Source organism: Ancylomarina salipaludis, from assembly GCF_004122035.1.
Lineage (GTDB): Bacteria > Bacteroidota > Bacteroidia > Bacteroidales > Marinifilaceae > Ancylomarina > Ancylomarina salipaludis.
Genome location: NZ_SAXA01000006.1, coordinates 60,071 through 75,769 on the forward strand (window position 1 = coordinate 60,071; position 15,699 = coordinate 75,769).

At 34.7% G+C, this 15,699-nt stretch carries 13 protein-coding genes; 1 reads left to right on the top strand and 12 read right to left on the bottom strand.

Features of this window, described 5'->3' with window-relative positions:
- Positions 1-214: 214 nt before the first annotated feature.
- The 5 genes from EO244_RS07975 to EO244_RS07995 form a co-directional block, all read right to left on the bottom strand.
- Positions 215-1,048: an endonuclease I family protein gene (locus EO244_RS07975; protein WP_129254140.1), complete on the bottom strand. Its 834-nt coding sequence runs from the start codon at positions 1,046-1,048 to the stop codon at positions 215-217.
- A 63-nt stretch (positions 1,049-1,111) separates the two neighbouring features.
- Complete coding sequence (locus tag EO244_RS07980) at positions 1,112-2,008, bottom strand: endonuclease I family protein (protein WP_129254141.1); 897 nt, start codon at positions 2,006-2,008, stop codon at positions 1,112-1,114.
- Positions 2,009-2,296: 288 nt separating this feature from the next.
- Positions 2,297-3,670 (bottom strand): DUF5689 domain-containing protein, encoded by a 1,374-nt coding sequence (locus EO244_RS07985; protein WP_129254142.1) that lies wholly within the window; start codon positions 3,668-3,670, stop codon positions 2,297-2,299.
- 75 nt (positions 3,671-3,745) lie between these two features.
- A complete protein-coding gene (locus EO244_RS07990) occupies positions 3,746-4,675 on the bottom strand; it encodes a DUF5689 domain-containing protein (protein ID WP_129254143.1) in 930 nt (309 codons plus the stop codon).
- A 24-nt stretch (positions 4,676-4,699) separates the two neighbouring features.
- A complete protein-coding gene (locus tag EO244_RS07995; RefSeq protein ID WP_129254144.1) occupies positions 4,700-7,528 on the bottom strand; it encodes a carboxypeptidase regulatory-like domain-containing protein in 2,829 nt (942 codons plus the stop codon).
- A 691-nt stretch (positions 7,529-8,219) separates the two neighbouring features.
- Between EO244_RS07995 and EO244_RS08000 the strand changes: the two genes are divergently transcribed.
- Positions 8,220-9,266 (top strand): endonuclease/exonuclease/phosphatase family protein, encoded by a 1,047-nt coding sequence (locus tag EO244_RS08000; protein WP_129254145.1) that lies wholly within the window; start codon positions 8,220-8,222, stop codon positions 9,264-9,266.
- A 158-nt stretch (positions 9,267-9,424) separates the two neighbouring features.
- On the opposite strand, the gene frr is transcribed toward EO244_RS08000, so the two are convergent.
- The 7 genes from frr to EO244_RS08035 all read right to left on the bottom strand — a co-directional run bounded on the left by frr (position 9,425) and on the right by EO244_RS08035 (position 15,195).
- The gene (gene frr / locus EO244_RS08005; RefSeq protein WP_129254146.1) at positions 9,425-9,988 is read right to left on the bottom strand and encodes a ribosome recycling factor; all 564 of its coding nucleotides are present in this window, start codon (positions 9,986-9,988) and stop codon (positions 9,425-9,427) included.
- A gap of 125 nt (positions 9,989-10,113) precedes the next feature.
- The gene (pyrH, locus tag EO244_RS08010) at positions 10,114-10,824 is read right to left on the bottom strand and encodes a UMP kinase (protein WP_129254147.1); all 711 of its coding nucleotides are present in this window, start codon (positions 10,822-10,824) and stop codon (positions 10,114-10,116) included.
- A 193-nt stretch (positions 10,825-11,017) separates the two neighbouring features.
- Positions 11,018-11,842, bottom strand: a complete 825-nt coding sequence (gene tsf / locus EO244_RS08015; protein WP_129254148.1) for a translation elongation factor Ts — start codon at positions 11,840-11,842, stop codon at positions 11,018-11,020.
- Positions 11,843-11,868: 26 nt separating this feature from the next.
- Positions 11,869-12,672: a 30S ribosomal protein S2 gene (gene rpsB, locus EO244_RS08020; protein WP_129254149.1), complete on the bottom strand. Its 804-nt coding sequence runs from the start codon at positions 12,670-12,672 to the stop codon at positions 11,869-11,871.
- Between the two features lie 114 nt (positions 12,673-12,786).
- Positions 12,787-13,173, bottom strand: a complete 387-nt coding sequence (rpsI, locus tag EO244_RS08025) for a 30S ribosomal protein S9 (protein WP_129254150.1) — start codon at positions 13,171-13,173, stop codon at positions 12,787-12,789.
- 5 nt (positions 13,174-13,178) lie between these two features.
- Positions 13,179-13,634 (bottom strand): 50S ribosomal protein L13, encoded by a 456-nt coding sequence (gene rplM, locus EO244_RS08030; protein WP_129254151.1) that lies wholly within the window; start codon positions 13,632-13,634, stop codon positions 13,179-13,181.
- 418 nt (positions 13,635-14,052) lie between these two features.
- Positions 14,053-15,195, bottom strand: coding sequence for a hypothetical protein (locus EO244_RS08035; protein WP_129254152.1), 1,143 nt, complete (start codon positions 15,193-15,195; stop codon positions 14,053-14,055).
- Positions 15,196-15,699: the final 504 nt, after the last annotated feature.

Below are 15,699 nucleotides of genomic sequence, written 5' to 3' on the forward strand. Positions count from 1 at the left end.
TTGTTGTATAGATTGAAATAACAAACCCGAAGCTTATCGGGCACGGATTGAAATTTAGTCTAAGGATTTTCAATCCGGATCAAAATTACAATAAAAATTCTTCAGGTTTATAAATCAAGAACTGATTTTAAACATTTTGTGAAAATCAGATTTTCTTCGATATAGGATGAACAAAAAAACAGCCCTGATACCTTAACGATATCAGGGCCATATTTTACCAGATATAATCTACAAATTCGGGATGATCGATAAAAGGATTTCGATTCCCCTGAATCTCAAAAATTGTTTGATTTCGTTTCTTTTCAAAATCATCAACTGGATCTTGCTTATTCCATTCAATTAGAGTCGAAAGTTTACCAATGTATGGACCACTACTTGAAACATTGTCATTCAACTCCAAATCTGGATTACCATTCTCACCTTCATAACGCACAGCCATATAAAACATCATACGGGCGATATCACCTTTTACGGCATCACGAGGCTCCCATGTTTTGCTTGTATACTTACAACCGGTCGCTTCACTATGTATCGTTCCCCCATTATCAAAATATTTTGTCAATCGATCTGAATTGACCGTACGGTCTACGGGACGAATATGATGAATATCAGTAGAGGCGGGTTTGGATGTATCGGGATACCCCCCAAAACCACGCGACTTGGCCCAAACATGTTCTCTTTCCCATGAATCCGGAGCCATGCTTCCATGATTTTTTTCTGATTTTGACTGTGATCTTCCAGTATAAATCAAAATTACATTATTGGGATTTTTAGGATCTTCATCGGTCTTGTCTAATGCGTCCCAAACATCAAAACCAGACGAGGTATAAGGTAAAACCTTATTCCCATCGATTAAATCATGAAGTTCAGCTTTTAAATCTCTAGAATCAATCCCATTAATAGTCTTATAATATGAATTAAAAGCTGATGGATATTTAAGCTCTATTGTCCCTAATTTACTAGGTTTTGGTTCTCCCGGTGCATCATCAACTTTAGTACATGAAAAAGCAAATATTGTAATTAGGAAAAATAATAGTTTTCTGCGCATAATCTTTGTCTGATTAATATTTATCATCGATCCCTCATTATTTATCGATCATTATTGATTGAATTATTCCTTCCAGATAGCTGTTTTCTTATCTCCAAAAATGTATTTTACCAATTCAGGATGATCAATAAATGGGTTACGATTATTCTGGAAATCATATATCACATTATTGCGTCTGATTTCATATGGGTCAACAGGATCCAATTCGTTCCACTCTAACAAATCAGAAAGTTTGGCATTTTTATCAATTGATAAACCATAACGAATAGCCATATAAAAACACATTCTTGCCACATCACCCTTCGCACTCAAAGGAGGTTCATAATAACCACCTCCGCTGGTTCTGGGACCGTTAACATCAGCAAAAAGTAAGTTTCCTCTTTTCCCATTCTCTCCTGCATCAGAAGCTCTCACATGGTGACCATCTGTTCCAGGACCATTACTTGTATTAAAATCACCATTCGATTGAGCCCAAACGTGTTCACGATTCCATCCATAAGAAACAGAGCTTACTCTATCTTCTTTGGCAATACCGCTTTCTTTATAAATTCGCCACACCTGTGATGCATCAGCAGGATTTTGATCCCCATCCTCACACATAGTCCAAACCATAGAGTATGACAAACTTTTAGCATCACTTGAAATAATAGTCTTAATATGATTTCTCAATTCTGTTCCTGATAAGGACGAAGCTGATGTGTAATAATTTTCAGGAATACGAACCGACATCATATGCTGTCCCTCTTCTACTTTTTCGACATACTCTTTGGGCGTATATTTCACGATAATTTTACCGGAAGCATCCACTTCAGGAGTCAAATAGTTTTCCTGATCGGGATTGGGTGTTATTTCTCCACCATTATCCGGCAATTCAGTTTCATCAGTTACATTATCGCTTGACGAATCACATGAATACAAAGCAATTGACAAGAAAAATAATAGATAAAGTGCTTTTCTCATTTTATTTGATGTTTTAGTTATATTCCTATTGGGCACTAACAATTATCAAAATGACTCGTATCGAAATATTAAATCCGACATATAAAACAATACATAATGATAATTTATTGCGGGATGGGATTTTTGCCATACAGGATGGTATGACATGGGGCATAAAATGGTAGGGCAAAAATAGTGAATATCAACTGATTTTCAATAAATCTCCCAACTATTTGATTGTTAAAAAAAACAGTATAAAAAAGAAAAGCATCCCATAAGGGATGCTTTAGCTTATTCAATTCAAAAGATTTATTTAATTGTAATATCATCAATTAATAAATCGTAAGCTACAGTTTTACCAACTTTTAAAGCAAACAAACTGCTTCCAGCCTCAGTAGCAAGAGCAAGATCTGCAATGTTTAATGTCACTTTTAACCATTCACCAGCTGTATCAATTGCTCCTGTATATGAATTTGAACCAGCAGGTTCAACGGTTGCTGCTGTTGAATAATCACCTAAGTTAAATGGCTTAAATCCATCAGTTGTATAAACATTTAAAGACAATGATTTGCCCGAAGTTCCTTTAATGTAAAAAATAATCTTAGTTTTTCCTGTAGCATCAAAGTTTTCAGGTACTGTAGCAGTAAATACATAATCATTACCAGTTGGAGTTGTGTTGATATACAAAGCCTTAGAACCATCACGACCATTATCACTTTGAACAGCATAATCTTTTAAACCATATTGATTCAAAGCTCCTGTGAATGTTTCCCAAGTTTCAAAATCAGATCCAGGGAAAAGACCCAAACCGTTATCACCGTCATCTACACCAGTATCACCGCCATTATTGTCGCTTTCAACTGTAAAACGTTCTCCTGTTAATTCTAGGCCATCAATACCAGTTAAAGCAATTTGAAAATCAGCACCAAATGTATTTAAGATACCAGAAATAGATCCACTCCCTTCAGGAACAACTTCTTCGTTAAAATTGGCATAATTACTATTGCTAATTGCAATAGTTTTCTTATCAATAGTAGTAAAACCAATAGTTGTATAACCAGAATTATCTTTATCTCCTAACTTTTTACCTTTATCAGTTTCAACAACTTGAACGTTATTTACTTTTACCAAAGTACCCACCATATCGGGAGTTAATGTCGAAAGATCATCAATCTCTTTAGGCGTAATGTTTTTATTTAATTCACCGCCGAAAGCAACAGCTTTTAAATTAACTTCAGGAATACGAGACACTTTATATTTATCATCAGTAGCTTGATATCCTAAAGTATAAGTATCGTAATATTTTGCCATAAATAAACCAGCTGCCTTTACAAAAACTTCTTGACCAGCCACAAAAGTTTGATAAAATTTATCACCTTCTTTTAAACAACTAATTTTTACAGCAACATCACCATCCTGTAAATAAATTGCTTGATAGAAATTATTTGATTCCGCTTGGTTAGAAACAACAATTCCTTTAAAAATAAAATCAGCAGGTACTTCAACCGCATCACCTGTTGTAAGGGCACGAAGATCAGCAATTGTTTTATTTGCTACTGGCAATTCCGGAGTCGGATCAACTGGACTTGGATCGATTGGTGAATCATTATCACTACTACATGATGTAAATGAAACAGCAAGTCCCATAACCATGACAAACAATAAATAATGTAATTTTTTCATTTTACAGTTCTTAGTTAATTAATAATTGGATTTAAATAAAATTAATAGCTAGCTATTGTATAATATCATTAACGGCTAGTCAAGCATTTCAAGATCATCAAGACTGTTGATGACAAACTGAGCATAACCCTCGTGAACACTCAAAACTCCAGTAATATTAAACTTCCCAGATGGTGTTAAAAGATGTGCAAACTTGGAATAATTACTATTGAATAATGGTAATTTTTTACCGTTATTATCAATGATTTCAATAGTCGTTTTAAATGGGAAATCAGGATTATGATCATCCCCTAACAAACCCCATGTTTGATTAGGTTTTACAAACTGAACGTCTTTAAAAGTCATTAATGTGAACTTATAATTTTCGTTTTTAAGCTTAGCCTTTGGCGTGTTAAAACTGTCATAAAATACATCGTAAGCCACATCTTCAATATTCCTAACAGCTGGAACAATATTAACAGGATATTTATCATTAAAAATATGGGCATCTACCGAAGGAGATGGTATAGGAGCTAAACGATATTCCTTTTGGTTATCTCTAGGCTTATAAAAATAGAATGAACCTCCTAATTGAACTTCATTACCATATTTCCCTAGAGTTAAACCCTTACATTTCACATAAATTTTTTGTCCTATAGCATATTTGGTATACAATGAAGATTCTCCAATTGATATACTTATCCCCTGTTCATTACCAGTAAGATCAGACTGAATAATTAAAGTTTTATAGAAATTCCCTGCCTTATCATCAGAAATGACATAACCTGAGATATAAATATCATCTTCAACCGTCATAAAATCATCTGCATTTAGATACTTCCCAGTAGATCCAATTTTAGATGTATATATAGCTTTCAATTCCTCAATAGAGATCAGGCTAGCATCAGCTGGCATTTCAAAAACAGGTTCAACAAAAGTTGGTTCAGCATAATCTTCTTCGTCGCAACTATTAAAAAATAGCAAGCCGAGTAGTGCTGCAATAATATATAATGATATTTTTTTCATCTTGTATTCTTTTTTTATCAACTATTAAAATCTAAAACTCATATTCAAGAAGAAGTTTCTTCCGTACGCATAATACAACTTAGGAGGGAACTGAGAAATATCGTATTCACTCTCAAATTTACTGTCTGTTTTAATTCTTGATTGTTCATAACCACCAGTAATAAAGTCAGTATTATCAAGAACATTAGAAACAGAAAGATTAATGTTGATATAGTATTTGTAATCAATTCTCCAAGATTTACCGATATTAAAATCAAGAGTAAACTGATCGTCAAGTTGAGTCTGAGCAGTTACTTTTTGAAGTAATCCTGTAAATAATTCAGAAGATTCATAGTCATCACCATAATTTTCAGAGGATGCATATCGATCGAAAGCAGCCTTAGTTCTTCTTAATGGGTTATAGCTTAAATACATTTCACGGTAGTAATTAGCATTTACACCCACCCACCAGTATTTATCACTGGAATATTTTAATCCAATAGTATAAGCTTGCTGAGGATATCCTGTCTCCTTAAATCCTTTTACGTAAACAGGTTCATTTTCTACAACAAATTTATCGTCATTATCAGCAATCATAGTTAACATTGGACGGGAATCAATCGTATGATCACCTACTGCAATTGCACCAACCAATGAAAGTTCATCAATAATTTTATAATCAAATCCAAGTTCGATTCCCATATGAGTTTTATCAACTCCAGATTGAATGGAATTCACAAAGGTTCTTGATTCGTCATGATAAAAACCCATGGTTTTAATCTGATCCATGAACTTGGTATAATGAGCATTGGCTTTTAATTTGAAACCTGGAGAACGATAAGCATAACCTATATCTGCAGTCATGATTTTTTCATCGTTATACTGACCTTTGTCATTCAATGAAGTGTGACGGGTACGAGGAGAAAGAAATACATTACGGAATGATTGAGCTTTAGTCATATAACCCGCATTAGCAGAAAAATAGTTCTTCCCATCTTTTTTATAAGTAGCACCTAGCTTAACGCCATAATTGAAATAATTTAGCTTTTTACTTTGTCCAAAAGAATTATCTTTAAACAAGCCTTTTCTTACTTTAGAGTCTCTCCACATAGTGGTTTGAGTCACTCCTAATGACACATAATAATCAAATTTATCATACGAGAAGTTTGCCTGAGTGAATCCGGAAATCTTATCAACATGCGCGTCATAGTCGTGTCCGTAAACATCGCCTTCTTTCAGCTTTTGAGCCTCGCCATGTTCCAAATAATAATCGTAATCATTTTGCACTCTATCAATACGAACTTGCTCTGTTAAAATAATTTTAGGATCCTGGCGGTCAGCAAATTTATCGGTATTCCAGATAAAATCAGCTCCCATTAAATCATCAACCAAAGTGTAAGTGTGTGCTTTGTATGAGTTATAATTTGCACCCCCTACAAGTTGAATATTCTTATTCAGTTCATGCTTGATATTGATATCGGCAATGATCTGATCGATATCTTGTCTTCTATCCTCTACCATGTAACGAGCTTGCTTACCGTAGTTTTTACCATCAGCATCAATATAATCAGGATTGTTATATTGATTGGCTTTATACATAGCATCCCAATTTAATTGAGAATTGTTTTTAAAATCAGCATCAACCTCAGCATTATGAGCATTTGATGGGTAGATACCAAAGTTACGGTAATAATCAGGGCGAGGATCTGCAGCGTCAATCCAGTTTAAGGCAGTACGACCACTTTCACCTTTAATAACAGCGATACTGGTTTCAACTTTAGTCTTTGAGTTTACATCCCAATAATGCTTAAGAATAGCAACTGGTGTATGAGACTTTTGCATTTTGGCATTACGCTTTTTGCCATCTTGCCATCCCCAATTTGGATTGTAATAATTAGACCCAACAAGGTCATAAGCAGCTTGAAAAGATGCTCCAGATCCACCTCTTGTGCTAGGTGCTCCAAATACAGTTAAACCAATACTATGGTGATCGTTAATTTTTTTCAAAGCTGATAAAAAGTAGCCATAAGCATCATATGATGTGCCATCGATATAACCTTCTTCTGACCAACGTTTAGAAACAGATCCTGTTAGAGCCCAACCGTTATCCATCATACCTGTTGAATGAGTGATCATTGCACGGTTACGATAAGAACGATTAGACATTGAGTAAACCAATTTGGTGCCTTTACGGTAAGAATCAGCTTTTGTATTGATATTCGTATTCCCTCCAAAAAGACCAAATCCATTATCAATAGGAGCTAATCCATCACTTACAGTTTGATCACGGGTAACATCATTTAAACCTCCCCATAAAAACCAGTAAGCTCTTCCATTCTCCATATTATTCATTGGAATTCCGTTGAAAAAGATCCCTGATTCTTCTGAACCATATCCACGACGACGAAAACGAGCCGAACTAAACGTATAAGCTGCAGCTGCATTAAAAGGATCTTTCGAAGAATTCAATATTCCAGACACAGCCATATCACCCAAATCAGCGTCAACTTCTTCATCAGTAATAGAAGTTACGTCCAACTCATCAAGCGATGGTAAGAATTTATTCACTTCTAAAACCAAAGTTCCTAGAGACATATTTTTCCCTTCAACAACATCAATTGTCTCAGTTAAACTAATAAAGCCTTCTTGATTTAATTCAATTAAATGTTTTCCTACAGAAACACCGGTAATTAAAAATTGACCATCAGCATCCGTATACACCATATTACTTGTACCTAGAACCTGAACTTGAACACGTTCAAGAAATTGTCCATTTTTAGCACTTTTTACCTTTCCACTTACAGAACCCGTTTGGGCTTGTAAAGTAAAAGACATCAGAACTCCTAGCATTAGGAACAAAAAGATCTTCTTCATAAGAATTATTAAAGTTTGATATAAATAGTCGATGATAGAAATCACTCAATCGTGTCCATGTTTCCCCCGAAACACAATCGATTGCAACAACAAAGACAGTTTGAAATTTTACTTTAAAGTAAGAAAGTGGAGTTTAGTACCCTTAGAACTGCAAGTTCACTCTGTAGGTGAAGATGCATTGATACTGTATGCTATGCCTTTAATGCATAGCCCGCCCATGATTCGAACGGTATAAAATGGTGCTTAGGTGGGGCAAATTTAATATTTTTTTTGAATCTATAACACATATATACACAAAAACCAGCCTGCAATAACTTAAAGACGTTCAGTGAAATAATAACGATTTATCAAAAAATAGAGAGCAAGACCAAAAGAATTAGGCTGTTCTCAAAAAATATCTTAATTTCGCCAACGGAAAACAATCATTTTTAGCAAAACTAGCACAAACTAATTCGATCCCCCCGAATTACAATTACGTTTTCAATCCACTCTATCTGAAGAATCATTTCACAACTTTTGTTTAATATGTCTTTATAGCTTTATTCATTTGGAATAGATATAAGATGATTAAAACAATAGATGTGGAGTTTAATTTTTAAAAATCAAACTTTAATTATAAAATAGGCTGTTACATCGATATGCGTATGAATTAGCTTATTTTAATAGAGATTACAATAGAAAAAATAAACACATGAAGAATTTCAAATTCAAACAGCCAGGTCTATTAGTTCTTTTAGCATGTCTCCTTTTAAATGTAAACGGATTATCTGCTCAGAAAAAACAAAAAGAAGTTTCTTGTATCGCGTTCTACAATCTTGAGAATTTATTCGATACAATCGATGATCCTGAAAAATATGATGAAGAATATACGCCCGAAGGGAAAAACAAATGGACTGAAACGAAATACAATGCCAAACTTTTTAATATGGCTCATGTTATTTCTTTAATTGGGAAAGAGGGCTGTAAAGATGGTTTTTCCATACTGGGTGTATGTGAGATTGAAAACCGTAAGGTTCTTGAAGATTTAATTGCTCAACCTGCCTTAGTCGGTCGTAATCTTCAAATTGTACACTATCCTTCGCCTGACAAACGTGGTATCGATGTGGGTTTACTTTATAATCCCAAACGTTTTGAAGTAATCGAATCAAAAAGTTTCAGATTAAATACTTTCAAAAATAACGGGGATACCCTTTTTACAAGAGATCAACTTTTAGTGACTGGTTTATTAGACAAAGAAAAAGTTCACGTCATTGTAAACCACTGGCCTTCGAGAAGTAGCGGCGAAAAAATTAGTCGTCCATCGAGAAATGCGGCAAGTCAACTTAGTCATTCAATTTGCGATTCATTAAGCAAAGCTGATCCATCTGCAAAAATACTTGTAATGGGTGACTTAAACGATGATCCATTTAACGAGTCAGTAAAAAAATATATGAAAACCAAAGCTAAGATTTCTAAAATGGACTCAGAACATTTTTACAACCCTTGGGAGAATATTTTAGCAAAAGGAATTGGAACATTAGCTTACCGCGATACCTGGAACTTATTCGATCAGATCTTGCTTTCTAATCCTCTTGTTGATAAGAACACAAAGGGTTATAAATTTATCGCCAGCAAGATTTTTAAAGAGAAATTTATGATACAAAGCAAAGGACGATACAAAGGTTACCCTTTAAGAACCCGAGATAATGGTTATAGCGACCATTTACCGGTCTATGTATTCCTTGCAAGAGAAAAGTAGCTCTATTGTAATACCGCTTTTAAAACCGCTCATTTTGCACTGCCCCCAAAAAGTTAGACACTATTTGGGGGTATTTTTATGCCCTTTTAAATCGTAAAACAAAAAAAGCTATTCTGATAATAATCAGAATAGCTTTCGGTATAATATAAAATCAGCTATTAGATAGTCATGATATCTTTTTCCTTAACCACTAGTAGTTCATCAATTTTCTTACCATAAGCATCGGTTAATTTCTGAACATCGTTTTCTGCATCTTTCTCAAGATCTTCAGACAAGCCATCTTTAACCATTTTCTTAAGCTCAACAATTGTGTCGCGACGTGCATTACGCACACTCACCTTTGCATTTTCACATTCAGCCTTGGCCTGTTTTGCCAAATCATTACGACGCTCTTCAGTTAGCGCAGGAATGTTGATACGAATGATTTCCCCATTATTATCAGGGTTAAAACCCAGATTTGAATTCATAATAGCTTTCTCAATAGGTCCAATCATTGCTCTTTCCCATGGCTGAACAGCAAGAGTTCTTGGGTCCGGTACACTTACATTGGCAACCTGGCTCAATGGAACCATGCTCCCATAATAATCAACCGTTACACCCGCTATCATATTAACATTCGCTTTTCCGGCACGAATTTTCACTAATTCTGTTTCAAGATGCGTAATTGCGGCATCCATCTTTTCCTTTGCATCCTCAAGATACATTTGAACTTCTTCATTCATAGGAGGAAGAGTTTAAATATTTTGTTATTATATAATTACATTTCTTATGTCAGCCATCAAGACCACATACAAAAATAATAAAAAAATCGTTATCTGCTTATCTCACAATAAAAGAGACCTCTTGCCTATACGTGCACCAAAGTTCCAATGTTTTCGCCATTGACTACTTTTAACAAGTTGCCTTTAGTATCCATATCAAACACAACAATTGGAAGATTATTTTCCTTACACATTGTTGTGGCAGTTAAATCCATTACTTTCAGATCTTTGTAGTATACCTCATCAAAACTGATGGTATCATACTTTGTTGCGGTTGGATCTTTCTCCGGATCAGCAGTATAAACGCCATCCACACGGGTTCCTTTCAACATTACATCTGCTTCAATCTCTATACCTCGCAATGAAGAACCGGTATCAGTTGTAAAATAAGGGTTTCCTGTCCCTGCTGAGAAAATTGTGACATATCCTTCCTCAAGATAATCAACCGCTTTTTGTTTTGAATAGAACTCCCCAATTGGCTCCATTCTGATTGCTGTAAGTACTCTTGACTTACAATTGATTGCTTCAAGTGCCGAGTTTAGAGCCAGACTGTTAATTACTGTAGCCAACATGCCCATTGAATCACCCTTAACACGATCAAAGCCTTTTGAAGCTCCGCTAAGTCCTCGGAAGATATTACCTCCCCCTATCACAATACCAACTTGCACTCCTTGGACTACAATTTCTTTAATCTGTTCTGCATAGTCATTTAATCTTTGAGAATCGATACCGTATTGTTGCTCTCCCATTAGCGACTCTCCGCTAAGTTTCAGTAGGACACGTTTGTATTGTAACATTTTTAAATATAGTATTTTATTAGATATGAAATAGATGACCCGATAAGTATCGGTAATAATTCAGTTCATAAAAGCAATCCTCAATATAAGAATTAAAAGCTTAATTATTATGCTTTTAGAAAGATCTGAAAAATATAAGTCCAAAAAAAAGAGCTCCTAAAAGGAACTCTTTTTATATGTAATAATAATTGTATTAAGCATTCAAAGTGAAACGCATCATAGCAGTTACAGTTAAATCTTTATCTGCAGTCGCTAAATATTGCTTAACGTTCATCTTACCGTCTTTTACAAAATCTTGGTTTAATAAAGTAGATTCTTTAAAGAATTTACCTAAACGACCTTGTGCAATTTTATCTAGCATTTGCTCAGGCTTACCTTCAAGGCGAGCTTTTTCTTTAGCAATTTCCAATTCTTTTGCAACGATATCTTCAGATACACCATCCTTATCGATAGCAACTGGTGCCATAGCTGCAGCTTGCATAGCAACATCACGACCCATTTGCGCATCAACGTCCTTATTGAAACCAATAAGAGTCGCTAATTTGTTACCTGCATGAATATATGCAACTGTTGATTCAGCCTCAACTTTATCGAAGAAACTTAGATCAATTTTTTCACCGATCACACCAGTTTGTTCTGTTACAAGCTCTTCAATCTTTCTACCATCTAATTCCATAGCTTTTAAAGCTTCAAGGTCAGCTGGCTTATTAGCGATAGCTACATCAAGAATCTTACCTGCAAATTCAACAAAACTATCGTTCTTAGCAACGAAGTCAGTTTCACAGTTCAAAGTAATCATTGCTCCTGATTTCTTATCTTCAGATACTTTTGCTAAAACCACACCTTCAGTTGCTTCTCTGTCAGCACGCTTGTTAGCAATAGCCATCCCTTTTTTACGGATTTCTTCAACCGCTTTGTCGAAATCACCATCGGTTTCAACAAGAGCTTTTTTGCAATCCATCATACCTGCGCCAGTTGCTTTACGCAACTTAGCTACATCTGCTGCTTTTATAGACATCTCAATAGAAATTTATAAGTTAATAATTACTCCTGATCTTCTTTCACATCTTCAGTAGCTGGTGCTTCCGGAGCTGCTTCTTCTTTAGGAGCTTTTTTAGCCTTAGCTGTTTTCTTATCAGCTACTTCTTTCTCTTTCTCATTTTTTCTTTCAGATAAACCTTCCTGAATTGCTCCAGTTACTTTATCTAAAATCACAGAAATTGAGTTTGAAGCATCGTCATTAGCTGGAATTACAAATTCCACACCTTCAGGACTTGAGTTTGTATCTACCATAGCAAATACAGGAATTCCCAAACGGTTAGCTTCTTTAACAGCGATGTATTCTTTCATTACATCAACTACAAACAAAGCTGCTGGCAATCTGGTCAGATCAGCAATGCTACCCAAGTTTTTCTCTAACTTAGCTCTCTGACGAGATACTTGTAGTCTTTCTCTTTTAGAAAGGTGGTTTAATGTACCGTCAGCTTCCATTTTGTCAATAGTTGACATCTTTTTCACTGCCTTTCTGATAGTAGGGAAGTTAGTCAACATACCACCTGGCCAACGCTCAGTTACATATGGCATGTTTACGTTGCTTACTTTTTCAGCTACAATACCTTTAGCTTGTTTTTTAGTCGCAACGAATAAGATTTTTCTACCCGATTTTGCAATTTGTTTCAATGCTGCAGCAGCATCGTCTACTTTTACGGCGGTTTTGTGCAAGTCGATAATGTGAATACCGTTACGCTCCATAAAAATATAAGGAGCCATTTTTGGATTCCATTTTCTGGTCAAGTGACCAAAGTGACAACCTGCTTCTAATAATTCTTCAAATGTAGTATTAGACATTTTGTTTTTTTTAAAATTGTTTACATTCATCTTAATGGCAATTACTAGGTAGTTCTATAGTTTAAAACCGATAGAAGTCTTAGTAATTTTGATACTAAACCTGCCACAAAAATATTAACGCTTGCTAAATTGAAATTTCTTACGAGCTTTTGGTTGACCTGGTTTTTTACGTTCAACTTCACGTGGATCACGTGTCATGAATCCAGCTGCTCTCAATGCTGATTTATCTTCAGCGTCGATTTTTACCAGAGCTCTAGAAATAGCCAAACGAAGTGCTTCCGCTTGACCAGTAACTCCTCCTCCATCAAGGTTAACCTTGATATCATACTTATCAGCAACCTCAAGAAGGTTTAATGGCTGAGTAACGATATATTGAAGAGTCCCGGTAGTAAAGTACTCTTTAAGCTCTTTTTTATTGATGGTAATCTGACCTTTACCTTCGCTAACGTATACACGAGCAACTGCTGCTTTTCTACGTCCAATAGCATTAATAACTTCCATACCTATTATTTAATAGTGTTTAAATCTAATTTCTTAGGCTGCTGAGCTTCGTGCTTGTGCTCAGGACCTGCATATACGTTAAGGTTTCTGTAAAGTTGACTACCTAAACGATTTTTAGGAAGCATACCTTTTACAGCCATCTCAATCACTCTCTCAGGGTGCTTTGCAAGAACAATTTCCGGATTTGCAAAACGCTGTCCCCCTGGGTAACCAGTGTAACGGATATACTGCTTATCAGACATTTTCTTACCTGTCAAACGGATTTTCTCAGCATTGATAATAATCACGTTATCTCCACAATCAACATGAGGAGTGTAGTTTGGCTTCAACTTACCTCTTAGCAACAATGCTACTTTAGAAGCAAGACGTCCCAATACTTCATTTTCTGCATCAATAACAACCCACTCTTTAGTAGCAGTTGCTTTATTGGCAGAAACTGTTTTGTAACTTAATGTATCCACTTTATAAAGTTTTAATAATTAATACTTCAATACAATTATTCAATTTGGCCTGCAAAAGTATCTGTTTCCAATAAATACACCAATTTTTCAACGATTTATTTATGAATAACTTAAACCCTGTGTGGATAATCGGGGCAATATTGGATTTTTAAGTTATTCCCACAAATCAAATTCGTGTACCTTAAGTAAATCGACTTAATTACTTGCTAAGGGTAGTAAAATCAACCTATTAAGATGAAAAAACAGCACCGTCAATGACCACATTGCACAAATGCTCTGCAAAAGTATAAAATTTATTTGGGATAGAAACTTTATTTTTCTAAATATTTTATCCTTACTGAGTTGGACAATTGAATTCGAAGATAGATTTTCTGATATGGGATATAATGGATCTTAACAAATACTCAGGTTTACGGCCTTAATTCCATTTTATTTTTTTCAGAAAAAATTCACCATTTATTCTAACAAAGACTGAAGTTGCAAAAGAAAAATCGTGTTCGGAATTCATATCCAGGTAGGCATCAATTTGTCCCCCCAGCAAAATACCTGTGGCAATTGACTTTTGAATTCTATACTTCCCGGTAAACATATCACGTCGGGCTTTAGTGTATGTGTTATCGATAACAGACAACGATTGAAATAAAGCAGAACCCCGTGCAGAGTTAAACTTATTACTGATCCAATAACCCAGTTTGAGATCGGAATGTTTAGTTGTTGCACCAAGTCTGAAATGAAAAGCAGTACCGTCTCCAAAGACAAATTCCTTTACAGATGAATTATCTTTAAACTTAAAACCTAAAACTTCTAATTCATATTTTTTTAATCGGGCATTATGAATCGTCTTCTTAAAAGAAACACCGGCAACAAGATTCCTTATTGTCTGCTTATTTTTATTTGACGTATCAATTTCGCCGCCTCTGTGTGTAAATAAAACCTGCATAGGCACTGATAACGAATAATCAGATGTTGGATTATTTAAACGCAAATCAGCAACAAAGCCAAAACTAAAAACCTCATTAAATGGATCATTTTGAAAAATAAATTTCTCCCAATTAATCCACGCATCTGCTTTTAAAAATGTTGAATTGTACAAGACCTGGAGCCCATTCTCAACTTTATCCGTAAAATACCTTTCAGGTTCAAACAAGGCTTCATGTAAATGGTGATTATCTTCTTGATTTAAACTACCCAGGTTAAAAGACAAACGATCATTGGTTTGATAATGGATAGAAAATACCGGCTCGGCTTCAGAAAAGTTAGATAAACCAGAATATTTTTGAAGACGTACACCCGCCTCTATTCTAAAATCGGAACTTGGATAATAAACCAATTTTGGTGTTGTTACATAACCAATGTAGGTTTCCCCTTTCGCAAATTTCCCACTGTACTCGTTATTCTTAATAAAATTAAGATTCTCAACTCGAAAGAACAAATGGTCTTTAGCATCCGTTTTAAATTCTCCAAAGTGAGAATAAAACGGGTTATATTGTTGAGCCTGTATAAACTGATTAGAAAAAACAAGTAGGAATTGTAATATCAGGCAAAGTCTCTTTAGTTGCATAATTATTATCGGTTTGACTCCGGCAATATATGAAAAGATCTACATTCTTTTAAGGAATTTTAACATTCCGTTAATAAGGCAAAAAGCTTTAAACACCCTGAGTTCACACAATATATTTAAAACTAATGCTTAAGATAGGATAGAAAGAAACAGGCTCAAATCATTTAATTATTCATTATGAATATTAGCACCTTCAAAAATCACAAAAAGAGGTCATGACAATTGCCAAATGCAAAGAGAAAATAACCTTAAATCGGAAAAAACAAGAGAGAGAGACTGCTTCCCATTAATCGATCATTTTTTTTAAGTTAAAAAATATTAAGTAAAAATTATATTAATAAACATTCAATAAAATTCAACCATATCATTTAGTAATATAAAACAATCAGTCTGTATAACAAAGAATAAGGCATCTTAAATTTTACAGAACAATGTCAAATATTAGGATTTCATCATATAAAAATAACAAATCAACCCATTTATCTAAACTTAAAATTTATCTAA

What these genes read in the sequence shown, in the direction of transcription:
- rpsB (WP_129254149.1), bottom strand. Translation starts at nt 12,672, where the DNA reads ATGTCTAATACTACATTTGAAGAATTATTAGAAGCAGGTTGTCACTTT.
- pyrH (WP_129254147.1), bottom strand. Translation starts at nt 10,824, where the DNA reads ATGTTACAATACAAACGTGTCCTACTGAAACTTAGCGGAGAGTCGCTA.
- rpsI (WP_129254150.1), bottom strand. Translation starts at nt 13,173, where the DNA reads ATGGAAGTTATTAATGCTATTGGACGTAGAAAAGCAGCAGTTGCTCGT.
- EO244_RS08035 (WP_129254152.1), bottom strand. Translation starts at nt 15,195, where the DNA reads ATGCAACTAAAGAGACTTTGCCTGATATTACAATTCCTACTTGTTTTT.
- EO244_RS07975 (WP_129254140.1), bottom strand. Translation starts at nt 1,048, where the DNA reads ATGCGCAGAAAACTATTATTTTTCCTAATTACAATATTTGCTTTTTCA.
- EO244_RS07985 (WP_129254142.1), bottom strand. Translation starts at nt 3,670, where the DNA reads ATGAAAAAATTACATTATTTATTGTTTGTCATGGTTATGGGACTTGCT.
- EO244_RS08000 (WP_129254145.1), top strand. Translation starts at nt 8,220, where the DNA reads ATGAAGAATTTCAAATTCAAACAGCCAGGTCTATTAGTTCTTTTAGCA.
- EO244_RS07995 (WP_129254144.1), bottom strand. Translation starts at nt 7,528, where the DNA reads ATGAAGAAGATCTTTTTGTTCCTAATGCTAGGAGTTCTGATGTCTTTT.
- EO244_RS07990 (WP_129254143.1), bottom strand. Translation starts at nt 4,675, where the DNA reads ATGAAAAAAATATCATTATATATTATTGCAGCACTACTCGGCTTGCTA.
- EO244_RS07980 (WP_129254141.1), bottom strand. Translation starts at nt 2,008, where the DNA reads ATGAGAAAAGCACTTTATCTATTATTTTTCTTGTCAATTGCTTTGTAT.
- tsf (WP_129254148.1), bottom strand. Translation starts at nt 11,842, where the DNA reads ATGTCTATAAAAGCAGCAGATGTAGCTAAGTTGCGTAAAGCAACTGGC.
- frr (WP_129254146.1), bottom strand. Translation starts at nt 9,988, where the DNA reads ATGAATGAAGAAGTTCAAATGTATCTTGAGGATGCAAAGGAAAAGATG.